The sequence below is a fragment of the Streptomyces noursei genome (assembly GCF_016917755.1).
Classification (GTDB): domain Bacteria; phylum Actinomycetota; class Actinomycetes; order Streptomycetales; family Streptomycetaceae; genus Streptomyces; species Streptomyces yunnanensis.
Genome location: NZ_CP070326.1, coordinates 6,322,074 through 6,344,645, shown reverse-complemented (window position 1 = coordinate 6,344,645; position 22,572 = coordinate 6,322,074). Strand labels below are relative to the sequence as shown.

Genomic DNA, 22,572 nt, shown 5'->3' with positions numbered 1-22,572 from the left:
GCCTTGCGAGTGGTACGGACGAACGGAAGGAGACGCACGGGACCGGACGCGGCACGGCCGACGGCCGGCCCGTGGGAAAGCAAGCGCGGAGGGAGAAAAGAGGAGGTGGCGTGCCGGAGCGCGGCCCGCTCGGCGGAGCACGCGGTTCGGCGAACGGCCGGACGGCCGGTGCCGCGGGCTCAGCCGCCCGCGCCGGGGACGGGGAAGGCGCCGGTGGACCGGCGCACGATCTCCCCGTAGACCTCGGGGTCGGTGGTGTAGTCGCCGAGGCGACAGGTCTTGCGGCTGCCGTGGTAGTCGCTGGAGCCGGTGGTCAGCAGCCCGAGGTCGGCGGCGAGCCCGCGCAGCCGGGCGCGGGTGGCGTCGTCGTGGTCCATGTGGTCGACCTCGATGCCGTCCAGGCCGGCAGCGGCCAACTCGGCTATCGCGCTCTGCGGGACACAGCTGCCGCGCTTGACGGCGAGCGGGTGCGCGAAGACCGTGACCCCGCCGGCCGCCTTGACCAGCCGGATCGCGTCGAACGGGTCGAGCTCGTGCTTCTCGACGTAGGCCCGGCCGTCGTTGGCGAGCCACTCGGAGGTGAAGGCGTCGGAGACCGAGCCGACCACGCCCAGCTCGACCAGGGCGGTGGCGATGTGCGGCCGTCCGACGGCGCCGTCGCCGGCGATCCGCGCCACCTGCTCCCAGGTGACCGGGACGCCCAGCTCGCGCAGCTTGCCGACCATGGCCCGGGCGCGCGGCACCCGGTCGTCACGGACCAGCTCCCGCTCGCGGGCGAGCTCCGGCTCGTCGGGGTCGAAGAGGTAGGCGAGCATGTGCAGGCTGACCCCGTCGAGCCGGCAGGACAGCTCCGCTCCGGTGACCAGCGTCAGCCCCTCGGGCAGCGCGGCGCGCGCCTCGGCGTGCCCGCCGACGGTGTCGTGGTCGGTCAGCGCGACGACGTCCAGACCGGCGGCCGCGGCGTTGCGCACCAGCTCCGCGGGGGTGTCCGTGCCGTCGGAGGCCGTGGAGTGGGTGTGCAGATCGATACGCACGGCACGGGCTCCAGACTGCTGCGGGACGGACTCGGCGGTGGTCCCGGGCCGGGCACCGCACCACGGGCCACCGTAAGGACTACACGGCACTACCACGGACTACAGAAGGAAGGATACCGGGCGGCCGGACATGCCCCCGTCAGTCCACCGCTCACCGGATCCGAAGATCCGCAGCCGCACCGCTCGCCTCAGCTCAGAATCCTCGGCGACAGGGCCCCGCAGGGCAGCAGATCGACTTCGGCGCCGGCCTCGCGCAGATCGGTCAGCACCAGTTCGTCGTACATCAGCAGCCCGGACTGCTCCGGCCAGGCGATGGCCCACAGCCACAGCCCGCGGGCCTCGCCGGCGAAGACCGCGCGGTCCGCCGGGGCGCCATGAACCTGCCACATCGGGGTCGGGCGGCCGGCCGCCAACACCTTCGCGTTCGGCGGCTTGTCGACGCGCAGATGCAGGCCGGGGTCGGGGCCGTCGATGCCGGCGTAGCGGGCGCCGAGCCCGACGCCCAGCTCCTCGGCGATCAGCAGGAGTTCACCGGGGCCGCCGAGCGGCCCGGGGCCGGAGCAGGCGACGGCGGTCGCCCGACCGCCGCTGCGGTCGTCACCGGCGCAGGCCACACCGGTGAACAGCCAGCCGACCGGCAGCGGCCAGGGCATCCATACCGGTACCTGTGCGCGGTGCACGACGACACCGAGCGCCTCGACGCTCGGCGGGACGACCGGCTGGAGCGGGTGCACGGCGCCATGAATGGCGCACTGCCAGGTATCGGAAAAGAGACCGGGCGTCCGCACCCGGCCTCCGCACTTTGGGCAACTGGGTTCGCCCCTCATAAGGACCAACGGTCCTCCTGGGCCGCCGTCCCGTCAAGGACGATCACCCGACCGGTGTGCCCCTAATCGCGTACCGGGCCGCACACTTGGCCGATTCCCGCCAGTGCTCCACACCCTCGAAAGCTAGTTGCATCTCACATTCTTTAGTCCGCCTAACTCATCGTGTGCAAACGTCAACGCTTTCGACGCACGCAACACCCGCGGCGATCGGCGCCGGCGTCGCCGCGGTCCGCCACCGGGCGCCGCCCCTGCACGCCGAGGAGCCGGCACCCCGGCGACCCGGCACACGAACGGGGACGGGGGCTCGGCCTTCGCCAACCCCTGAGCTCCGGCGGGCCGGCAACCGGCGGCCGGGGCAAGGGACCTGACGCACCGCCCGGGTACGGCACGGGCGGTGCGCCCGGCCGCCCTCCCCGTGCGGTCAGTCGAGCGGCACGCCGGCGCGCAGCGGATCGCGCAGGTCGGTGCCCCGTTCCAGCCAGCGCGCCTGCAGCGCCTCGGCGCCGTGCACCCTCTTCCAGGCGGCCTCGTTCGGGGTCATCGGCAGCAGCGGCAGGAACCGCACCGGATCCATGGGCTCGTCCAGCTCCAGGTCCTCGACGAGGCCGCCGGAGGCCCCCACCAGGACCGAGGTGAACGGCGCCCCGGGCCACAGCGGCTCGCCGACGTCCAGCGACGCCCCGGAAGCCACGATCACGCCCTCGACCTGAGGCGACGCGGCGAGGACGGCGAGCGGCCGGAGCACCTTGTCGGTGTCCGCGCGGCCGGCCCGCACGGACAGCAGGAGTTCGGCCCGCGGGCCGCGGAGCGGGTCGGCGACCACCGCGGTGGGGTCGGCCATGGGCTGGGTGGACATCCCGAGGGTGGCGTAGCGGAGCACGTCCCCGTCGACGAAGCGGAGCACCTCGATGCGGTCGGTACCGAGGAAGGTGACGGCGGCACGCGCGTCCGGTTCGCCCAGCGCCGTGCGCAACCGGGCCTCGACCAGCTCAAGAACGTCAGACATGGGCCGAGCATAGGTGTCGCCCCGACGCCCGCCCGCCGCGCCCCGATACGCCGGGAGACGGCGCCCTGGCTCTGCACTTCGTATCGAACGTGCAAAGGGGAGCCATAGTGCTTCAGGCGGCTGATAGCCTTGCCGTCTGGTCAGGGAATGACGAACGTCCCCCAGCGGGGACCGGCCGGAGGAGGTGGGGCTGCGGTGGATCCGAGTCGACCGTGCAGTACCGATAGTTCTCCCGTCATCCCGTTCGCACCGCGATCCTTCTGATCCGAGAGCTTCCGTACCCGGCCGCACCGCGGCTAAACCGACGAAGTTCTCCCGCTCCGGACGCAGATGACGGAAGAGCGCCTCCGACTCTTACTTCCGTGATGTCAGCGAACTGCCGTCAGTAGCCCCCGCACCGAGCGCCGCCCGCTTTGCGGACGTACGGCCCTTTGTCGCCTCGTACGCCCTCGTTCCGGGCCGCGTTGCGCCCGCGGCACGCCCCACTGACGGCCGGCCCGAAGGAGCCTGCCATGTCGATGATCCGCGACCTGCGCGCCGCCGTCCGCCCGGCTCGACGCCGCGACGACTCCCCCTACCGCACCGCATCCGCCGCACCGGCCTGCACCAACAGCGCCATCGTCGACTGCGGCGTGTACCGCGACGGCCAGCGGGTGCGCGGGCACCTCACCCCGGGTGAGGCGATCGCCGGCGTCCGGGACGAGGGCGGCTTCGTCTGGATCGGCCTGCACGAGCCGACTGAGGCCGAATTCGCCGGCATCGCCCAGGAGTTCGGGCTGCACCCGCTCGCCGTGGAGGACGCCGTCCACGCCCACCAGCGGCCCAAGCTGGAGCGGTACGACGACACCCTGTTCACCGTCTTCAAGACCGTGCACTACGTCGAGCACGCCGAACTGACCTCGACCAGCGAGGTGGTGGAGACCGGCGAGGTGATGTGTTTCACGGGCCCGAACTTCATCGTCACCGTCCGGCACGGCGGCCAGGGCTCGCTGCGCGCGCTGCGGCACCGCCTCCAGGAGGACCAGGAGCGGCTGACCAAGGGCCCGTCCGCGGTGCTGCACGCCATCGCCGACCAGGTCGTCGACGGCTACATGGCGGTGGCCGGCGCGGTCCAGGACGACATCGACGAGGTGGAGATCGACGTCTTCAGCTCGGGCACCAACGGCAAGGGCGCCGGCGGCAAGGGGGCCGCCAAGGGCGGTGACGCCGGGCGGATCTACCAACTCAAGCGCGAGGTACTGGAGTTCAAGCGCGCGGTGTCCCCGCTGCTGCGGCCGATGCAGCTGCTGAGCGAGCGCCCGATGCGGCTGGTGGACAGCGACATCCAGAAGTACTTCCGGGACGTCGCCGACCACCTGGCGCGGGTCAACGAGCAGGTGCTGTCCTTCGACGACCTGCTGAACTCCATCCTCCAGGCCAACCTCGCGCAGGCCGCCGTCGCGCAGAACGAGGACATGCGCAAGATCACCGCCTGGGCGGCCATCTTCGCCGTCCCCACGATGATCGCCGGCATCTACGGCATGAACTTCACGTACATGCCGGAGCTGCACTGGAGGTACGGCTACCCGGCGATGATGCTCGTCACGGTCACCATCTGTCTGGGGATCCACCGCGGGTTCAAGCGCAACGGCTGGCTGTAGCGGCGGCCGGCGGCTGCTCCGGCCGGGGGCCGGGACGCGGTGTCTCACCGCCTGGGCGCCCCCGGATACCGGTCACCGGGCCGATTAGGCTGAGGCCCATGACGGAGGAGACCGTGTCGCAGGCCCTGCTGGATCAGGCGCTCGTCGAAGAGGCCACGAAGAAGTCCGGCCTGATCTGGGTACGGGGGGCGACGGGCCCGGCCCGCGCGCTGTGGCACGTCTGGCACGACGGGGCGGTCTGCCTGGTCGGCGACGGCACCGGTGAGCAGCCGCTGGCCGCGCTGGGGCTCACCGACGGCGGCACCGCCACGGTCACCGTCCGCAGCAAGGACAAGGGCGGCCGGCTCGTCGCCTGGCCGGCCGCGGTCCGTGAACTCCCGCCCGGCGGCGAGGAGTGGCAGGCCGCCGTCGAGGAGTTGAAGGGCAAGCGGCTCAACGCCCCGGACGCCGACACCATCGCCGAGCGCTGGGCCCGGGAGTGCCGGGTGTTGCGGCTGACGCCGACCGGCGAGGCGGAGCAGCGCCCCGGCCGGATGCCGGACGGCTCGCACGCCGCACCGCCGCCGGCCTCGCCGGCGATCACCCGCCGGCCGGTGCCCGCCGCGCTGCCGAAGCTGCTGCGCCGGGGCCGCAGGGGCTGACCGGCCCGGGCCCCCGGCGGTCAGCCGCCGGTCTGCGAGATCCGCTTGCCGTAGTCGACGACCTGACTCTGGTCGGGGGTCTTGAGGTCCACGCTCTTGCCCCAGTCGGCGAGGGTGAGTTCCCCCGCGCCGCCCGCGCGCTGGAACCGCAGCGGATACGGGGTGCCCTCCAGCGAGACGTCGAGGGTGCCGCCGGAGCCGGAGCCGGCGGCGACCTGGACGGTGCGGACCCCGCCGACCGTCCCGCGGTTTCCGGCCGTCAACTCGCCGTGCAGGCCGAGCAGTCCGGCGAGCAGGGTGTCCTTGTCGGTGAAGCCGCTGAAGCGTTGGTAGACGGGGTCGGCGGCGGGCACCTTGACGTACTTGTTGCCGAGTTTGGCTGCGGTGGCGGCGGAGCCGCTCTTCTCCCCGGCCCAGAAGGACGCGTCCGCCTTGAGATAGAGCGCGTCGTCGATCCGCAGCAGTTGGAACGAGGTGGCCTTGGTGGTCAGCTCGCCCCGGGCGCCGTTCTTGGCCAGCCGCATGTCCAGCGTGTAGGTGGCGCCCTGGCTGACGACCTTGCCGGAGAGCCGCACGGTGTCGGTGCCCGCGGCGGCGGCCCGGGCCTTGGCCTCGATCTGCTGGGCGGGCAGCTTGCCGACCCCGTTGGTGCCGGCGTCCGGGTCCTCCGCCGCGCAGCCGGCCACCGTCGCGGTCAGCGCCGCGCACACCGCCGCCACCAGCGCCGCTCGCCCACTGCGTCGGGTGCGGGCCGGCGGTCGGCGGGTGGTGTCCGGGGGGATGGCGCTCACGTCGGCTCTGCCTCCTGATGCGGGTGACCTCGACAGCTCACGGCAGCGTACCCGGGGGGCGCAGGCCCGCAGACCGGGTGCCGGGCGGCCACCATACGGCCGTTCCCGTCGGGGCGCGGCCCACCCCGACGGGTTAGCCTGAACCAGGATTAATGCATTGTTCTCCGGTCTTTTATGGAGCTATCCGGACGGAAAGGGAGAAGGGCGGCGCTTTCCATGGCGGTGGTCACTCCCCGGATCTTCGTCTCCCACCTCTCCAGCATCGCCGTGTTCGACCCCAACGGCGACCAGGTCGGGCGGCTGCGGGACCTCGTCGCGCTGCTCCGGGTCGGGGACCGCCCGCCGAGGCTGCTGGGGCTGGTGGTCGAGGTGATCAGCCGGCGCCGGATCTTCGTGCCGATGACCCGGGTGACCGGCGTGGAGTCCGGCCAGATCGTCACCACCGGCGTGGTCAACATGCGGCGCTTCGAGCAGCGGGCGTCGGAGACGCTGGTCTTCGGCGAGCTGTTGGACCGGCGGGTGCGGCTGGTCGAGACCGGCGAGGAGGTCACCGTGCTCGACATCGGCATCACCCAGCTGCCGGCCCGCCGCGACTGGGAGATCGACAAGGTCTTCGTCCGGCGCGGCAAGGGCGGACCGCTGCGGCGCAAGGGCGAGACGCTGACGGTGGAGTGGTCGGCGGTCACCGGCTTCTCCCTGGAGGAGCACGGGCAGGGCGCGGAGAACCTCCTCGCCACCTTCGAGCAGCTGCGCCCGGCGGACCTGGCCGGCGTCCTGCACCACCTGACCCCCAAGCGCCGCGCCGAGGTCGCCGCGGCGCTCGACGACGACCGGCTGGCCGACGTCATGGAGGAGCTGCCGGAGGACGACCAGGTCGAGATCATCGGCAAGCTGAAGGACGAACGGGCCGCCGACATCCTGGAGGCGATGGACCCGGACGACGCCGCCGACCTGCTCTCCGAACTCCCCGAGGACGAGAAGGAGCGCCTGCTGACCCTGATGCGGCCGGAGGAGGCGGCGGACGTCCGGCGGCTGATGTCCTACGAGGAGCGCACCGCGGGCGGCCTGATGACCACCGAGCCGATCGTGCTGCGCCCGGACGCCACCGTCGCGGACGCGCTGGCCCGGGTCCGCGACCCGGACCTCTCCCCCGCGCTCGCCGCCCAGGTGTACGTCTGCCGCCCGCCGGACGAGACGCCGACCGGCAAGTACCTGGGCCTGGTGCACTTCCAACGGCTGCTGCGGGACCCGCCGTTCACCCTCGTCAGCTTCATCGTGGACACCGATCTGCCGGCCCTGCGGCCGGACACCCCGCTCCCCGAGGTGACCAGCTACCTGGCCGCGTACAACATGGTCGCGGCGCCGGTGGTCGACGAGGGCGGGGCGCTGCTGGGCGCGGTCACCGTCGACGACGTGCTGGACCACCTGCTGCCGGACGACTGGCGGGAGGCCGGGCTGCACGGCCGCCCGCCCACCGGCGACGATGCCGTCGGGCCGCACGGGAAGACCGCCGATGGGCACTGACGACCGGGAGAACCCCAAGGAGCGGCGGATGCACGGCGCCTCGGCGGTGCGCCGGGGCGGCGCCGGGGAGCGGTCCCGGGGCTCCGAGCCGCGGCCGCGGGTGCGGCTGGACCTCCCGCGGGTGCCGCGCCGGACGTTCTTCCCGGAGTACGACCCGGAGGCGTTCGGGCGGATGTCCGAGAAGATCGCCCGCTTCCTGGGGACCGGCCGCTTCATCGTCTGGATGACGGTCACGATCATCCTGTGGATCGGCTGGAACGTCACCGTGCCCGGCTCTCTGCGGTTCGACAACTACCCCTTCATCTTCCTGACCCTGGCGCTCTCGCTGCAGGCGTCGTACGCGGCGCCGCTGATCCTGCTGGCGCAGAACCGCCAGGACAACCGCGACCGGGTCACCCACGAGCAGGACCGCAAGCAGAACGAGCGCTCCATCGCCGACACCGAGTATCTGACCCGGGAGATCGCGGCACTGCGGACCGGCCTGGGCGAGGTCGCCACCCGCGACTGGATCCGCTCCGAACTGGAGGACCTGCTGCGGGAGCTGGAACTGCGGCAGACGGCCGACGGCGAGCACCCGCAGCGTGACGAACGCGACCGGTGAGGACCTTTCCGGAGGCGGCCTCAGCCGCCGTACCGCCCTCCCGTCGCCCGACCACCACCCCTTGGGGGCGCGCTTCGCGCGGCCGTACTATCTGTGCATGGCAACAGACACGCCCCAGCCCAACGGCTCCGCGCCGAGCGAGGACGCGATCCGCGAAGCGCTCGCGACGGTCAACGACCCCGAGATCCACCGCCCCATCACCGAACTGGGGATGGTCAAATCGGTGGATGTCGCCGCGGACGGCTCGGTGGCGGTCGTGGTCTACCTCACGGTCTCCGGCTGCCCGATGCGGGAGACGATCATCAGCAACGTCCGGGAGGCCGTCGAGCGGGTGCCCGGTGTGACCCGCGCCGCGGTCGAGCTGGACGTGATGAGCGACGAGCAGCGGCGGGAGCTGGCCACGGCGCTGCGCGGCGGCACCGCCGAGCGGGAGGTCCCCTTCGCCAAGCCCGGCTCGCTGACCCGGGTCTACGCGGTGGCCTCCGGCAAGGGCGGCGTCGGCAAGTCCTCGGTGACGGTCAACCTCGCCGCCGCGATGGCCGCCGACGGCCTCAAGGTCGGCGTGGTCGACGCCGACATCTACGGCCACTCGGTGCCCCGGATGCTCGGTGCGGACGGGCGGCCCACCCAGGTCGAGAACATGATCATGCCCCCGTCGGCCAACGGCGTGAAGGTCATCTCGATCGGCATGTTCACGCCGGGCAACGCCCCGGTCGTCTGGCGCGGTCCGATGCTGCACCGCGCCCTCCAGCAGTTCCTCGCCGACGTCTACTGGGGCGACCTGGACGTCCTCCTGCTGGACCTGCCCCCGGGCACCGGCGACATCGCCATCTCGGTGGCCCAGCTCGTCCCGAACGCCGAGATCCTGGTGGTCACCACCCCGCAGCAGGCGGCCGCCGAGGTCGCCGAGCGGGCCGGTTCGATCGCCGTGCAGACCCACCAGAAGATCGTCGGCGTGGTGGAGAACATGTCCGGGCTGCCCTGCCCGCACTGCGACGAGATGGTCGACGTCTTCGGCACCGGTGGCGGCGAGCGGGTCGCCGAGGGCCTGACGAAGACCACCGGCACGCAGGTACCGGTGCTCGGCGCCATCCCGATCGACGTCCGGCTGCGCGAGGGCGGCGACGAGGGCAAGCCGGTGGTGCTGACCGATCCGGACTCCCCCGCCGGTGCGGCGATCCGCGCCATCGCGGGCAAGCTGGGCGGCCGTCAGCGCGGTCTGGCGGGCATGTCGCTGGGGATCACCCCGCGCAACAAGTTCTGATCGCCACGGGCCGGCCACCGGTCCCGTGCGACGCCGGGAAGGGCGGATCCGCAGTGGTCCGCCCTTTTGCGTGCGTCGCGCGCCGCCCGAAGGGGCCGCACCTCATCCCGCACGCGCCCCCTGCGGGCGCTCAGCCCCCGTAGGCGCTCAGGTCCTTGATCACCGAGAAGCCCAGGCCGTACGCGCTCATCCCCCGCCCGTAGGCACCGAGGTGCACCCCCTCCGGCCCGTCCTGGCCGGCGGTCCCGGCGAGCACCCAGCCGTACTCGGACTCGCGGTAGCAGAACGGCGTCGGCACCCCGTCCACCGGCAGCATCAGCTCGCTCCAGCTCTCCTCGCCGAGGTCGTCGGCCAACTCCCAGGCGAGCGTCGTCTGCTGGTCCAGCCAGTCCTGGCGCAGCGTCCGGTCCATCTGGGTCGGCCAGGTGTGGGAGAGCAGACCGGAACCGGCCAGCCAGGCCGCCGTCGAGACCGAGGTGGCCTCCAGGACGCCGGTGCCGTCCGCACTGCGCCGCACCGGCCGACTGGCGACCGTCACCACCACCGCGAAGCGCTCGTCCTCCAGCTTCTCGACCTTTATGGTGGGCTCCACGCCATGACCGGTCGCACCGTGCTCGACGGTGCCGTCCGCGGCCGAGCCGACCTGCATCAGCCAGCGCGGTCCGGTGAACGCCTCATCGAGGCCGTACCACGGGAATGCGGCCAGCAGATAGCCGTCGACCTTCCGGCCGGTATCGGCGGTCACCTCGCGGGTGACCGCCCGACTCGTCGTCTCCATCTGCGCGGAGCCTCCTCGTTGCCCTGCGTCGTGGGCGGCCCGCCCCCCTCAGGCGACCTCACCCCGGACACCCGGAGCATAGCCAGTGGGGTCAACCCAGCCGGGCATACGAGATGTCAGGTCGCGTCGGCGTCGAACGGGGGCGGCTCCCGGCGGGACGGGTCGGCGCCCTTGGTGAACATGTCCGGTCGGCCACCGGACGCGGCCGGGGATTCCTTGGAGAGGCTCAGGGGCGCAGCACCGGACGCGGCGGGGGCAGCCGGCGCCGGGCGGGGCGCGGTGGAGTCCCGGACCGCCTCGGTGACGTCGGCCATCTCCTTCTTCAGATCGAAGCCGTCGCGGATCTCGGCGAGCTCCCGCAGGCCGTACTCGTCCTTCTCCAGCACGTGCTTGCGGACGAAGTTCCGCGGCTTGAGGTCCTCGAACTCGAAGTCCTTGAACTCCGGGCCGAGCTCGCTGCGGATGTCCTCCTTGGCGTTGTCGGAGAACGCCCGGACCTTACGGATGAACCCCGTCACGTCCTGGATGACCTTGGGCAGTTTGTCCGGCCCGAAGATGAGCACCGCGAGGACCACGATCGCTACCAGCTCTAGGGGTCCTATGTCGAAGAACACCTTGCAGCTCCTTGGGGTATCCGCGGCCTTCGAGGGCCTTTGGGCCAAGGCCGCCTCTCACGGTACCTGGCCCCGGGCGTCGGGTGGGAGTCGCCCGTGCCAACACCGTACAAACGATCAGCTCCCGCTCGAGGAACCCAGTGTCAGCCGGACGGGCCGTTCCGCGCCGCCCCGCTGGACCGTCAGCGTGAGTGTGTCCCCCGGCCGGTGGCTGCGAACCTTGATGATCAGCTCCTCACCACTGTGCACCGGCGCTCCGTCCACCCGGGTGATGACGTCGCCCGGCCGGATGCCGGCCTTGGCACCGGGACCGCCGGGGGTGACCGGCGCACCCGTCTTGCCGCCCTCCGTGACCCGGGCGCCGTCGCCGGCGTACTCCATCTCCAGCGTGACGCCGATCACCGGGTGGGTGGCCCGGCCGGTGTTGATCAGTTCCTCGGCCACCCGCTTGGCCTGATTGATCGGTATGGCGAAGCCCAGCCCGATGGAGCCGCCCTGGCCGCCGCCGTCCAGCCCGCCGCTGCCGCTGTCGGCAGCCCGGATCGCACTGTTGATCCCGATCACCCGGGCCTTGGCGTCCACCAGCGGCCCGCCCGAGTTGCCCGGGTTTATGGGTGCGTCGGTCTGCAGCGCGTCGACGTACGACACATCGCTGCCGTCGCCCTTCTTACCGCCCGCGGTGATCGGTCGCTGCTTGGCGCTGATGATCCCGGACGTGACGGTGTTGGCGAGGTCGAAGGGCGCGCCGATCGCCACCACCGGGTCGCCGACCTGGGCCGCGTCCGAATCGCCGAGGGTGAGCGGGTGCAGCCCGGTGACGCCCTCGACCTGGACCACCGCGAGGTCGTAGCCGCCGTCCCGCCCGACGACCCTCGCCCGGGCGGTCTGCCCGCCGCTGAACGTCACCGATATCTCGCCGCCGGTCCCGACCGGCTCGACGACGTGGTTGTTGGTGAGGATGTGCCCCTGCCGGTCGAGCACGAAGCCGGTGCCGGTGCCCTGCTCGGCGTTGCCGCGGACGTGCAGGGTCACCACGCCGGGCAGCGCCGCCCGGGCGATCCCGGCCACGCTCTCCGGACTGCGGCTCCCCGCGTCCCCCGCCACCTGGGGCAGCTTGATGTCGTCGATGCCGCCGTACCGCTCGACGTATGCGCCGGCCACCCCGCCGACGCCACCGGCCAGCAGCGCCAACGCCACGGCGCCGGCCACCAGCCCGGAGCGCCGGCCGCGCCGCCGGGGCGGGGGCGCGACGGGCGGCCCAACGTGCCGGGGCGCGCTCCAGGGGTCGTACTGCTGCCAGGCGGCGGGCGCGGCCGGGGGCGCGGGGCGGGGGCCGCCGTCTCCGGGATGCGGGACGAAGCCGCCCTCGGCCGGCTCGGGGCCGGTCGGCCGCGGTCCGGCGACGGGGCCGGCCGGGGCGTCCTGCGGGGCGGCGTGGGCCACCGGCGCCGGGGCGGGCGGAGCAGATGGCGCGGGCGGGAGCGCGGTGCCGTGGGCGGGCGTGGCCGTCGGGCGCTGGACGAGCGGGGCCGGCGCCCACGGGCCGGGGCCGCCGTACGGCGGCGTGCCGTACGGGTCCTCGGGGTGCAGTGGTCGCTGCCGCGGCGCGCCGCCGGTGGGGGCGGTGGGCGCGGCAGGGGGTGCGGCGTCGGGCGCCACCGGGGGCTCGGCGCGCGGGTCGGGCAGCCGATCGGCCCGGGCACCGGCGGGCACCTGACCGAGCGTCATCGTCGCAGCGGGGCGCTCCACGGGGGCGGGCACGGCCGACGCGTCCTCGACAGGCTGGGCGCCGGCGGCCTCCGCCGCGGGCGCCGCCCCGGATATCTCCGCCGGCGCGGCGGCCAACTCCCGTTCCGCACCGGCCGCTTGGACGCCCGTGGCTCCCCCGGCATCCGTGCCTTCTGCGGCTTCGGTGACGGCTGCGGCACCTGCGGCGTCCGGGGCCGTGGGGGCCGCCGCCGTGGGCGCGGGCTGCGGCGGACGGACGACCCAGTCGCCCGACGCCTCGGCCCCGGACGCACCGGACTCCGGCTCCCCGGCCGCCGCCGGAGCGGGCTGCCCGGGCCCCGGAACCTGCTCCGGGCGGCTCCACCACTTCAGCTTGGGCCCGGCGGCCTTCGCGTCGTCCATGCTCTCCCCAACAATTCACCCGCGACCCTGCGCGGGCCACCGCCACCTGGGACCTGTCCGGCGACAGGCCCGTGCGGTACGCGCCCCGGGCAGGGGCGCGCCGCCCGACAAGGGATTCAACCAGTTCCGGGCGGGGACGCGCAGAGCCCGGTCAGTGCGGGCCGGAGGCGGACTGGCCGGTGGGGGCCGGCGAGCCGAGCAGGGGCCGCATCGGCTCCAGGGGCGGCAGCGACGGCGGGACATGACTTACCGGAACATTACCGCTCAAGGCAGACAGCTGGGCGAAGCGGAAATCCGTCGCCGGGCCGGTGGCGGCTATCAGCGGCGAGAGACCGAAACGGCCGGGCGCGGGGCTGAACGCCGGCACCACGTCCGAGGGACGGCTCTCACCCGGCGCGAGCAGGGACATCGGGCTCGGCGCGGGGGCACCGGTGGGGTCGCTGGCGGAGGGCCAGGACCCGGGACCGGGCTCACGCGCGATCGGGCCCCCCGCATCGCGGGAGAAGACGCCGGAGCCGGCCGCGGGACGGGCGCTGAGCGGGGTGACCGCGGTGCCGCTGCCCTCGGCGCGGGGGCCGGGCACGTCGACGGCGGCCTCCAGCGGGAGGGCGCCACCGAGCGCGAACGCCGCCAACGAGACCGCCCCGGCCGCCGCGAACACGAGCCGGCGCCGCTGCGGGGCACCGCGCTCCGGCTCCTGCACCCGGAAGCCGCGCGCCCGGGACGGGGCGGCGACGGCCGCCATGGCGCCGCCGAGGTGGTCGTCCGAGGGCACGTAACGGAACGCACCGTCGCCGCGGGCGAACTCGCCGCGGCCGAAGGTGCCGTTGCCCAGCCGGCTGCCCGGCCCGTCGGGATCACCGCCGGGCAACTGCTGAAGGCGCGCCAGCAGCCCCTCGGAGGGCCCGGGGGACAGCGCCTGCGCGAACACGCTTTTCAGCCGACGCTGCGCGTCGGCCTCCGCCTTGCACTTCCCGCACGTCGCGAGGTGCGCCAGCACCCGCTCCCGTGCGTCGTGCCCCAGTTCACCGTCGACCAGGGCTGCGAGGCGGTCGCCGAGATGCTGCTCGGCGGGGGACGGACCGCCACTGCCGCTCACGCGATTCCGACCTCCCTACTGGGCACCACGGCCAGGGTCCGCTGCTCGCGCCGCTGCTCCTGGCGCTCCTCCGCACGCGCCTCCGGCGAGCGGTGCTTGAGCGCCTTGCGCAGGTGGGAGCGGCCCCGGTGGATCCGGCTGCGGACCGTGCCGAGCTTGACGCCGAGCGTCGCGGCGATCTCCTCGTACGACAGGCCCTCGATGTCGCAGAGCACCACGGCGGCGCGGAACTCGGGCGCGAGGGTGTCCAGCGCGTGCTGGACGTCGGCGTCGAAGTGGGTGTCGTCGAACTGCTGCTGCGGTGCGGGCTCACGACTGGGGAGCTTCTCGGCGGCGTCGTCACCGAGCGCGTCGAAGCGGATACGCTGACGGCGACGGACCATGTCCAGGAAGAGGTTGGTCGTGATGCGGTGCAGCCAGCCCTCGAAGGTGCCGGGGGTGTACGTCGACAGCGAGCGGAAGACGCGGACGAACACCTCCTGCGTCAGATCCTCGGCGTCGTGCTGATTGCCGGTGAGGCGGTAGGCGAGGCGGTACACCCGTGCACTGTGCGTGCTGACGATCTCCTCCCAGGTGGGCGGAGACCACGCCTGCACGTCCGCGTCGGCGGCGAAGGTCGCTGTGGGGGCGTCGGCGATGGGGGCCCCTCCCCTGGCCTTGGGGCCGTGAGGGCGGAATCGGTCAGCGGTGTTGGTCACGGATTTCGGCCCGGCGAACGACCGTCGCAAGCGCCTGCGCACCCTTCGGTCACCCGCCGCAGCCGCACCTCCCCTGGTGGCTCTGGTGGTGTCCAGTAGAGCCCCTACCATATCCACCTCGCCCGTTAGCTCCGGATAAGCAGTTTTGACCAGCATTTGGTCTGGCTTCTCGTCCTGCCGCGGCTCTCGCCGGGCCTCTTGCGCGGTATCCACCGGTGCGTCCCCCCGTCTCTCCCCTCGCCCTCTCCTAACGCCCGGTCCCATCTGCGGGTTCCCGCACACAGCGGATACAGTCACGGTTGCGTCAACTACGGGGACAGGAGAGGGCCATTACCGGCAACCGGCAGACGAGCTTGGCATTCGCCGAGGCGTACGGCGCCGGAACCCTCGACGACGACGCCCACACCGCCCTGCTCTGGTGCCGCGACCGCGCCCGGGAGGTCGGTGTCCGTACAGTGACCGCCGGCACCGGCGCGGCCCTGCGGATGCTCGCCGCCACCGCCGGCGCCAAGGCCGTCGCCGAGATCGGCACCGGCACCGGGGTGTCCGGCATCTACCTCCTGCACGGCATGCGCCCGGACGGCGTGCTCACCACCGTGGACCTCGAACCGGAGCGGCAGGCTTTCGCCAAGCAGGCGTTCCGCGCCGCGGGCTTCGCCGGCAACCGCGCCCGCTTCATCCCGGGCCGGGCCCTGGACGTCCTGCCGCGCCTGGCGGACGGCGGCTACGACCTCGTCTTCTGCGACGGCGACCTCATGGAGTACCTGGAGTACCTCGCTGAATCGTTGCGTCTGCTGCGCCCCGGCGGCCTGGTCTGCTTTCAGGGCGTCTTCGCGGACGGCCGGACGGTGGACTCCGCGGAGCAGCCCGACGAGGTGCTGCGGGTCCGCGAGCTGCTGCGGGCCATTCGGGAGAGCAGCGCGCTGGTGCCGGCCCTGCTACCGGTCGGCGACGGGCTGCTCTGCGCGGTCAAGCGCGGCTGAGCCACTCGTCCCCGACCCGGCCCGAGCACCGTTCCACGACCGCGCGTGGGCACGCGAAACGGCCCCGGCACGCGGCACGCCGTTTCTTGGCGTGCCGCGTGCCGGGGCCGGGGTATCTGGCTGGAGGTACCGGGGTGGAGTCCCCGAAAACCGCAGCGGTTTCTCCGCCCTCGTCAGACGGTGACCTTCTCCAGGGCCTCACCCAGGGCCTTGGCCTCGTCGGGGGTCAGCTCGACGACGAGCCGACCGCCGCCTTCGAGCGGAACGCGCATGACGATGCCCCGCCCCTCCTTGGTCACCTCGAGCGGGCCGTCACCCGTCCGCGGCTTCATGGCCGCCATGCTCGTTCCCCTTCCTGAAACCAGCTCATCTCAGCCGATGGCCTTGTTAGGCGCGTGTCACCGGCGTCGAACACATTGCTTCCAGGCCATTATCCCGCATCGAACGACCCGATGACCAACATCAGGGGGCATCCCTTTGGCAACGCGCTCCCGCAAACCCACCCAATTCGGGGAGCGCCCTGCGATACTGCGCCACTCTCCGCCACCCCTCGCGCCCACAATCTTTGACGTACGTCACATGCCGACGCCGGATGATCTCCGGCATCCTGAGCGCTGGCTGCCGTTACCCGGCAGTCCAGAGCCGCGACGGAGGGGACTCCACTATGGCCGACACCGTGCTCTACGACGTGACCGACGGACTGGCGACGGTCACTCTCAACCGCCCCGATGCCATGAACGCGATGAACACGGAGGCGAAGGTCGCACTCCGGGACATCCTTCAGGAGGCCGCCGCCGACCCGGCCGTGCGGGCGGTGCTGCTGACCGCCACCGGGCGCGCGTTCTGCGTCGGACAGGACCTCAAGGAGCACATCGGGCTGCTGGCCGAGGACCGGAAGGCCGGTACCGGGCACACCATGAACACCGTGCGGGAGCACTACAACCCCATCGTCACGGCGCTGGCCGGGATGCCCAAGCCGGTGGTGGCCGGGGTCAACGGGGTCGCGGCGGGCGCCGGTGCGGGCTTCGCGCTGGCCGCCGACTACCGGGTGATCGCCGACACGGCCTCCTTCAACACCTCGTTCGCGGGGGTGGCACTGACCGCGGACTCCGGGATGTCCTGGACGCTGCCCCGGCTGATCGGCCACGGCCGGGCCGCCGATCTGCTGCTCTTCCCGCGCTCGGTCGGCGCCCAGGAGGCGCACGAGCTGGGCATCGCCAACAAGGTCGTCCCCGCGGACGAGCTGGCCGACGAGGCGGCGGCGGTGGCCCGCCGGCTGGCCGAGGGGCCGACCGCCGCCTACGCCGCGATCAAGGAGTCGCTGGCCTTCGGCGCCGGGCGCGCGCTCGCCGAGACCCTTCAGAAGGAGGACGAGCTCCAGGTCCGGGCCGGGGCCTCGGAGGACCACCACCGCGCGGTGGAGGCGTTCGTCAAGAAGGAGAAGCCGGTCTTCCTGGGGCGCTGAGCCCGGCGCGCGGTGGACGGGCGGCGGGCCCGGCCGGCGGTCAGGCGGCCGCCGCCTCCACCACCGCGCGCACATGGCAGTCCGCGAGGTGGTCGTTGACCAGGCCGCACGCCTGCATCATGGCGTACGCGGTGGTCGGGCCGACGAACCGGAAGCCGCGCTTCTTGAGGTCCTTGGCGAGGGCGGTGGACTCCGGGGTCACCGGCTGGAGGTCGCCTCTGGTGCGCGGCGCCGGGCGGCCGGCCCGCGCCGGGGCGTAGGACCAGATCAGCGCGTCGAGCTCGCCGGGGGCCAGGTCGGCGGCGACCTTGGCGTTGGCGATCGTTGCGGTGATCTTGGCGCGGTTGCGGATGATGGACTGGTCGACGAGGAGCCGCTCGGCGTCCTCGTCGGTGAACCGCGCCACCTCCGCGATCCGGAAGCCGGCGAACGCGGTGCGGAACCCCTCGCGGCGCCGCAGGATCGTGATCCAGGACAGCCCGGACTGGAACGCCTCCAGGCTCATCCGCTCGAAGAGCGCGTCGTCGCCGTGGACCGGACGGCCCCACTCCGTGTCGTGGTAGACGCGGTAGTCCACCATCTGCTCGGATTCCATGCCCCAGGGACAGCGCGGGACGCCGTCGGGCGCCGTCACCACTCCGCTCATGCCTGCTCCTCGCCTTCTCCGCGCTCGGCGCGGCCGTCTCCCCGCTCGGGGTCATCCGGACTGTCGGGCTCCGCGGCACCGCCCGGCGTACCCGGCCGCCCGGCCGGTCCGACCGCGGGCGGCACCGGCGACGCACCCTCTATGAGGCCCGGCCCGCCCATCGCCGCGGCGTTGGCGCCGGCCAGCGCGGCCTCCAGCTCGGCGATCCGGGCGTCCCGCTCGGCGAGCTCGGCGCCGAGGCGGTCCAGGATGTCGTCGACGTCGTCCATGCGGTAGCCGCGGACGGCCATCGGCAGCCGGACGGCCTCCACATCGGCCCGGGCCAGCGGGCGGTCCTGGGGCAGCGGGTCGTACAGGCCCGCGGGCTCGGCCTCGCGCAGGCCGCCGCCCTCCCCGCCGGCGTCTCCCCCGCCGACGACGACCAGCGTGACCGCGGCCACCACCACGACCAGCGCGATCAGCATGAACCAGAACACGACCAACTCCCCGGACTGAGTGCCTGCACCGATCGTGCCATGCGGGTCTGACAGTTAGGGTCGCTCCCGGACCACGGAGAGGGAGTCAAGGGAATGCTGCGGCTGGGAAAACGCGAGTTCGGGGCGCATGAGCCGGTGATCATGGCGATCGTCAACAGGACGCCGGACTCCTTCTACGACCAGGGTGCGACCTTCCGCGACGAACCCGCGCTGCACCGCGTGGAACAGGCGATCGCCGAAGGCGCCGCGATCATCGACATCGGCGGCGTCAAGGCCGGCCCCGGTGAGGAGGTGGACGCCGAAGAGGAGGCCCGCCGCACGGTCGGCTTCGTGGCCGAGGTACGGCGCCGCCACCCCGACGTGGTGATCAGCGTCGACACCTGGCGGCACGAGGTCGCCGAGGCGGTGTGCGAGGCCGGCGCCGATCTGCTCAACGACGCCTGGGGCGGGGTCGACCCGCGGCTCGCCGAGGTCGCCGCGCGGTACGACGTGGGCCTGGTGTGCACCCACGCGGGCGGTGCCGAGCCGCGTACCCGGCCGCACCGGGTGGTCTACGACGACGTGATGGCCGACATCCTGCGGGTGACGCTCGGACTGGCCGAGCGGGCCGTGGAGTTGGGCGTCCGGCGGGACGGGATCATGATCGACCCGGGGCACGACTTCGGGAAGAACACCCGGCACAGCCTGGAGGCGACCCGGCGGCTCGGCGAGATGGCGGAGACCGGGTGGTCGGTGCTGGTCTCGCTGTCCAACAAGGACTTCGTCGGCGAGACGCTGGACAAGCCGGTCAAGGAGCGGGTACTGGGCACCCTCGCGACCACCGCCGTCTCCGCCTGGCTGGGCGCCCAGGTCTACCGCGTCCACGAGGTCGCCGAGACCCGCCAGGTGCTGGACATGGTGGCCTCGATCGCCGGCCACCGCCCGCCGGCGGTCGCCCGCCGCGGCCTGGCCTGAGGGGGCGCGCCCAGGCGGCGTGCGAACGGATTCCCTAGGGGATGGCCGCGCCCCCTGCGGGGCCAGAACGGGGCGGGGGCGGGCGGTATTCCCGATTCCCGCGGCGGACGACGGCCGGCGAACGGGGGTCGGGGCCGTTTCGCCACCGATCTCGCCCCGCGTCCCCACCCCTCGTCCCCGGCCCCGTCCCCGATCCCGGCCCGGTTCTAGATCCCGACCTCCTTGGTCACCAGGGCGATCGCCTCGTCGACGTCGTCGCTGAGGTGGAACAGCTCCAGGTCGTGCACCGACGCCTTCCCCTGGGAGACCACCGTCTCGCGCAGCCAGGAGAGCAGCCCGCTCCAGTAGTCCGAGCCGAACAGCACGATCGGGAAGCGGGTGACCTTGCGGGTCTGGACGAGGGTCAGCGCCTCGAAGAGCTCGTCGAGGGTGCCGAGTCCACCGGGGAGGACGACGAAGCCGCGCGCGTACTTCACGAAACAGGTCTTCCGGACGAAGAAGTAGCGGAAGTCCACCCCGAGGTTCACGTACTCGTTCATGCCCTGCTCGAAGGGCAGCTCGATGCCGAGCCCGACGGAGGTGCCGCCGGCCTCGAAGGCGCCCTTGTTGGCGGCTTCCATGGCCCCGGGGCCACCGCCGGTGATCACCGAGAAGCCGGCCTTCACCAGCGCGGCGCCGATCCGCACGCCCGCGTCGTACTCCGCCGTGCCGCGCGGGGTGCGGGCCGAGCCGAAGACGCTGACGGCCGGGCCCAGCTCGGCCAGCGCGCCGAAGCCCTCGACGAACTCCGACTGGATCCGCATCACGCGCCAGGGGTCGGTGTGCACCCACTCGGAGGGGCCTTCGAAGTCCAGCAGCCGCTGGTCCGTCGTCGTGCCGGTCTGCACCTGGTCGTGCCGGCGCAGTACGGGGCCCAGTCGCTGCTCCTCAGGGACGTACGCTCCCTCGGGGTCGACCATGACGTGCTCCCTCCGCTGACAGATCGTTTGCCACTTCAGCGTAGATCCGTCGGTGTGAAGCGGAAGGGAATTCGCCGGGTATGCAGGCGGTCGGCGACGGGGCCGTCAGGCCGCCGGGCCGGCGGTCAGCCAGGCGCGCAGCCGGTCCTCGCAGTGCAGGATGCGGTCGATCGCGACCCGCTCGTCCTTCTTGTGGGCCAGCAGCGCCTCGCCGGGCCCGTAGTTGACAGCCGGGACGCCGAGGGCGCTGAAGCGGGAGACGTCGGTCCAGCCGAACTTGGGCTTGGCGGTGCCGCCGACCGCCGCCATGAACGCCTGGGCCGCCGGATGGGACAGCCCGGGCAGCGCCCCCGGGGAGTGGTCGTCGATGACGAACTCGTCCACGGGGCAGTCCGCGAAGACCTCGCGGACGTGGGCCACCGCCTCCTCGGGGGTGCGGTCGGGCGCGTAGCGGAAGTTGACGGTGACGGTGCACTCGTCGGGGACGACGTTGCCCGCCACCCCGCCCTCGACGCGGACCGCGTTGAGGCCCTCGCGGTATTCCAGGCCGTCGATGACCGGGCGGCGCGGCTCGTAGACGGCGAGCTTCGCCAGGATGGGGGCGGCGGCGTGGATGGCGTTGGCGCCCATCCAGCTGCGCGCGGAGTGGGCGCGCTCGCCCCGGGTGCGCAGCAGGACCCGGAGGGTGCCCTGGCAGCCGCCCTCCACCTGGCCGTCGGAGGGCTCCAGGAGGACGGCGAAGTCGCCCGTGAGCCAGTCGGGATGGGCGTCGGCGACGTGGCCGAGGCCGTTGAGGTGCGCGGCGACCTCTTCGTTGTCGTAGAAGACGAAGGTCAGGTCCCGGTTGGGGGCGGGGACCGTGGCGGCCATCCGGAGCTGGACGGCGACCCCGGACTTCATGTCGCAGGTGCCGCAGCCCCACAGGACGCCGTGCTCGTCGAGCCGGGACGGGACGTTGTCGGCGATCGGCACGGTGTCGAGGTGTCCGGCGAGCACCACCCGCTCGGCGCGGCCCAGGTGCGTGCGGGCCACGACGTTGTTGCCGTACCGGTCGACGGTCAGGTGCGGCAGGGCGCGCAGGGCGTCCTCGACGGCGTCCGCGAGGTCCTTCTCGTCGCCGCTCTCGGACGGGAAGTCGACGAGCTGGGCGGTCAGCGCGGCGGCGTCCAGCGACAGGTCAAGGCCGGGGTGAGTGGTGCGCTCCATGGAGCCGACCCTATCCGGCGGCCCTCGGGTACGTTGTGCTGCGTGTCCGCCCAGCCCGTTTCCCCTGCCCGTCGCGCCCGCCTGTGGCGTACCGCCGCGGCGGTCGCCGTCCTTCTCGGGGTGGTCGTGTATCTCCTGGTGCAGTACGTCACCAGCGGCCCCGGGGCGCCGCGCTGTTCGGTGCGTGTCCAGGGCGACGGGGACCCGTACGAGCTCACCCCCGAGCAGGCCGCGAACGCCGCGACGATCTCGGCGGTGGCGGCCTCGCGCGGGCTGCCGGAGCGGGCGGTGACGATCGCGCTGGCGACCGCGATGCAGGAGTCCGGGCTGCGCAACATCAATTTCGGCGACCGGGATTCGGTGGGGCTATTCCAGCAGCGGCCTTCGCAGGACTGGGGCACCGTGCAACAGATCATGGACCCGGTCTATTCGTCCGGGGAGTTCTACCGCCATCTGGTGAAAGTCCCCGGCTATTCCCGGCTGCCGTTGACCGTTGCCGCGCAGAAGGTGCAGCGCAGCGGCTATCCGCAGGCGTACGCCAAACACGAGGCGAATGCGGCACTGCTCACCGGGGCGCTGACCGGCCGGAACGGGGACGTGCTGAGCTGCACGGTGAGCCACCCCGTGGACGGCGCCGGGCCGGACGGCGCGGCGAAGGTGCGGGAGAAGCTGGTGCGGGAGTTCGGCGCGGACGTGCTGCCGCGGAAGGACGCGGCCGGCGGGCGCACGGCGGGTTCCGGCCGCAGCCTGACGGTGCCGGTGCAGTCGGACGGGTACCAGGCGACGACCCCGGGCGATGCCGGCCAGCGTGGTTGGCAGCTGGCGAACTGGGCGCTGGCGCACGCCGCCGACCTGCACATCGAGCGGATCTCGTACGCCGGGCGGACGTGGACGGCGGCCGACTCGGACAAGGGCTGGCAGGGCGCGGCGGCGGCCGGGGACGCCGCGGGCGCGGTGCGGATCGTCACCGCGCAGTAGTCCACCGACCCATCGGGGGACCGTGGTTGACGTCGCCGACGGGCGGCGCGGCAGCAATGCCCTTTCCTGGTCCGGGATTTCACCTGGTTGCGACCGTATCCTCGGCCAATTCCCTTGCGTTGAGAGGTCTGTGACCTTTCCGCACGGCTTCGGCGCGCGCACATATTCCTCGTATTTATCGAGGGTAGATTATATGACACGTTGCCAATTCTTTACCGGATTTCACCGCAACCTTCGGGCACCTGACGCGGTATTCAG

General features: G+C 72.9%; 23 protein-coding genes. 9 read left to right on the top strand and 14 right to left on the bottom strand.

The window, feature by feature from the left end:
• Positions 1 to 179 precede the first annotated feature (179 nt).
• From JNO44_RS27845 to JNO44_RS27835, 3 genes are all read right to left on the bottom strand, one after another.
• Positions 180 to 1,034 carry a PHP domain-containing protein gene (locus tag JNO44_RS27845; RefSeq protein WP_067347166.1) on the bottom strand — a complete coding sequence of 285 codons (855 nt, stop codon included), beginning with the start codon at positions 1,032 to 1,034 and terminating at the stop codon, positions 180 to 182.
• A gap of 188 nt (positions 1,035 to 1,222) precedes the next feature.
• Positions 1,223 to 1,861, bottom strand: coding sequence for a DUF6758 family protein (locus JNO44_RS27840; RefSeq protein ID WP_039633028.1), 639 nt, complete (start codon positions 1,859 to 1,861; stop codon positions 1,223 to 1,225).
• Positions 1,862 to 2,282: 421 nt separating this feature from the next.
• Positions 2,283 to 2,867, bottom strand: coding sequence for a suppressor of fused domain protein (locus JNO44_RS27835; protein WP_073443598.1), 585 nt, complete (start codon positions 2,865 to 2,867; stop codon positions 2,283 to 2,285).
• A gap of 512 nt (positions 2,868 to 3,379) precedes the next feature.
• On the opposite strand from JNO44_RS27835, the gene JNO44_RS27830 reads away from it, so the two are divergent.
• Complete coding sequence (locus JNO44_RS27830; protein ID WP_205366567.1) at positions 3,380 to 4,507, top strand: magnesium and cobalt transport protein CorA; 1,128 nt, start codon at positions 3,380 to 3,382, stop codon at positions 4,505 to 4,507.
• Between the two features lie 98 nt (positions 4,508 to 4,605).
• Complete coding sequence (locus JNO44_RS27825) at positions 4,606 to 5,148, top strand: ferredoxin reductase domain-containing protein (protein WP_205366566.1); 543 nt, start codon at positions 4,606 to 4,608, stop codon at positions 5,146 to 5,148.
• Between the two features lie 20 nt (positions 5,149 to 5,168).
• Here JNO44_RS27825 and JNO44_RS27820 read toward each other — a convergent pair whose 3' ends face one another.
• Positions 5,169 to 5,939: a hypothetical protein gene (locus JNO44_RS27820; RefSeq protein WP_039633036.1), complete on the bottom strand. Its 771-nt coding sequence runs from the start codon at positions 5,937 to 5,939 to the stop codon at positions 5,169 to 5,171.
• A gap of 216 nt (positions 5,940 to 6,155) precedes the next feature.
• On the opposite strand from JNO44_RS27820, the gene JNO44_RS27815 reads away from it, so the two are divergent.
• The 3 genes from JNO44_RS27815 to JNO44_RS27805 all read left to right on the top strand — a co-directional run bounded on the left by JNO44_RS27815 (position 6,156) and on the right by JNO44_RS27805 (position 9,328).
• Complete coding sequence (locus tag JNO44_RS27815) at positions 6,156 to 7,463, top strand: magnesium transporter MgtE N-terminal domain-containing protein (RefSeq protein ID WP_205366565.1); 1,308 nt, start codon at positions 6,156 to 6,158, stop codon at positions 7,461 to 7,463.
• Positions 7,453 to 8,064, top strand: a complete 612-nt coding sequence (locus JNO44_RS27810; RefSeq protein ID WP_205366564.1) for a DUF1003 domain-containing protein — start codon at positions 7,453 to 7,455, stop codon at positions 8,062 to 8,064. Before JNO44_RS27815 ends, JNO44_RS27810 begins: the two co-directional genes overlap by 11 nt.
• A gap of 97 nt (positions 8,065 to 8,161) precedes the next feature.
• The gene (locus JNO44_RS27805; protein ID WP_067347184.1) at positions 8,162 to 9,328 is read left to right on the top strand and encodes an Mrp/NBP35 family ATP-binding protein; all 1,167 of its coding nucleotides are present in this window, start codon (positions 8,162 to 8,164) and stop codon (positions 9,326 to 9,328) included.
• A gap of 130 nt (positions 9,329 to 9,458) precedes the next feature.
• Here the strand turns inward: JNO44_RS27805 and JNO44_RS27800 are convergent, their stop codons facing one another.
• The 5 genes from JNO44_RS27800 to sigE form a co-directional block, all read right to left on the bottom strand.
• Entirely contained in the window at positions 9,459 to 10,106 is a 648-nt protein-coding gene (locus JNO44_RS27800; protein WP_205366563.1) for a hypothetical protein, read from the bottom strand.
• Positions 10,107 to 10,222: 116 nt separating this feature from the next.
• The gene (locus JNO44_RS27795) at positions 10,223 to 10,720 is read right to left on the bottom strand and encodes a sec-independent translocase (RefSeq protein ID WP_205366562.1); all 498 of its coding nucleotides are present in this window, start codon (positions 10,718 to 10,720) and stop codon (positions 10,223 to 10,225) included.
• Between the two features lie 117 nt (positions 10,721 to 10,837).
• On the bottom strand, positions 10,838 to 12,850 hold the full coding sequence (locus tag JNO44_RS27790; protein ID WP_205366561.1) for a S1C family serine protease: 2,013 nt from the start codon (positions 12,848 to 12,850) through the stop codon (positions 10,838 to 10,840).
• Positions 12,851 to 13,001: 151 nt separating this feature from the next.
• Positions 13,002 to 13,949 carry an anti-sigma factor family protein gene (locus tag JNO44_RS27785; protein ID WP_205366560.1) on the bottom strand — a complete coding sequence of 316 codons (948 nt, stop codon included), beginning with the start codon at positions 13,947 to 13,949 and terminating at the stop codon, positions 13,002 to 13,004.
• On the bottom strand, positions 13,946 to 14,647 hold the full coding sequence (sigE, locus tag JNO44_RS27780) for an RNA polymerase sigma factor SigE (protein ID WP_039633050.1): 702 nt from the start codon (positions 14,645 to 14,647) through the stop codon (positions 13,946 to 13,948). Before sigE ends, JNO44_RS27785 begins: the two co-directional genes overlap by 4 nt.
• Before the next feature lie 299 nt (positions 14,648 to 14,946).
• Here sigE and JNO44_RS27775 point away from each other — a divergent pair, with 299 nt between their 5' ends.
• A complete protein-coding gene (locus JNO44_RS27775) occupies positions 14,947 to 15,630 on the top strand; it encodes an O-methyltransferase (RefSeq protein ID WP_205366559.1) in 684 nt (227 codons plus the stop codon).
• Between the two features lie 173 nt (positions 15,631 to 15,803).
• On the opposite strand, the gene JNO44_RS27770 is transcribed toward JNO44_RS27775, so the two are convergent.
• Positions 15,804 to 15,971, bottom strand: coding sequence for a DUF3117 domain-containing protein (locus JNO44_RS27770; RefSeq protein ID WP_003985072.1), 168 nt, complete (start codon positions 15,969 to 15,971; stop codon positions 15,804 to 15,806).
• Between the two features lie 323 nt (positions 15,972 to 16,294).
• Between JNO44_RS27770 and chcB the strand changes: the two genes are divergently transcribed.
• Positions 16,295 to 17,095: a 2-cyclohexenylcarbonyl CoA isomerase gene (gene chcB, locus JNO44_RS27765; protein ID WP_205366558.1), complete on the top strand. Its 801-nt coding sequence runs from the start codon at positions 16,295 to 16,297 to the stop codon at positions 17,093 to 17,095.
• Positions 17,096 to 17,135: 40 nt separating this feature from the next.
• Here the strand turns inward: chcB and JNO44_RS27760 are convergent, their stop codons facing one another.
• On the bottom strand, positions 17,136 to 17,741 hold the full coding sequence (locus JNO44_RS27760; protein WP_205366557.1) for a DNA-3-methyladenine glycosylase I: 606 nt from the start codon (positions 17,739 to 17,741) through the stop codon (positions 17,136 to 17,138).
• Positions 17,738 to 18,217, bottom strand: a complete 480-nt coding sequence (locus JNO44_RS27755; RefSeq protein WP_205366556.1) for a DivIVA domain-containing protein — start codon at positions 18,215 to 18,217, stop codon at positions 17,738 to 17,740. Before JNO44_RS27755 ends, JNO44_RS27760 begins: the two co-directional genes overlap by 4 nt.
• A gap of 93 nt (positions 18,218 to 18,310) precedes the next feature.
• Between JNO44_RS27755 and folP the strand changes: the two genes are divergently transcribed.
• Entirely contained in the window at positions 18,311 to 19,171 is an 861-nt protein-coding gene (gene folP / locus JNO44_RS27750; protein WP_205366555.1) for a dihydropteroate synthase, read from the top strand.
• A 206-nt stretch (positions 19,172 to 19,377) separates the two neighbouring features.
• Here folP and JNO44_RS27745 read toward each other — a convergent pair whose 3' ends face one another.
• Positions 19,378 to 20,130, bottom strand: coding sequence for an LOG family protein (locus tag JNO44_RS27745; protein ID WP_205366554.1), 753 nt, complete (start codon positions 20,128 to 20,130; stop codon positions 19,378 to 19,380).
• Between the two features lie 105 nt (positions 20,131 to 20,235).
• A complete protein-coding gene (gene dapE, locus JNO44_RS27740) occupies positions 20,236 to 21,336 on the bottom strand; it encodes a succinyl-diaminopimelate desuccinylase (RefSeq protein WP_205366553.1) in 1,101 nt (366 codons plus the stop codon).
• Between the two features lie 42 nt (positions 21,337 to 21,378).
• Here dapE and JNO44_RS27735 point away from each other — a divergent pair, with 42 nt between their 5' ends.
• A complete protein-coding gene (locus JNO44_RS27735; RefSeq protein WP_205366552.1) occupies positions 21,379 to 22,314 on the top strand; it encodes a VldE C-terminal domain-containing protein in 936 nt (311 codons plus the stop codon).
• The last annotated feature ends 258 nt before the right edge of the window (positions 22,315 to 22,572 follow it).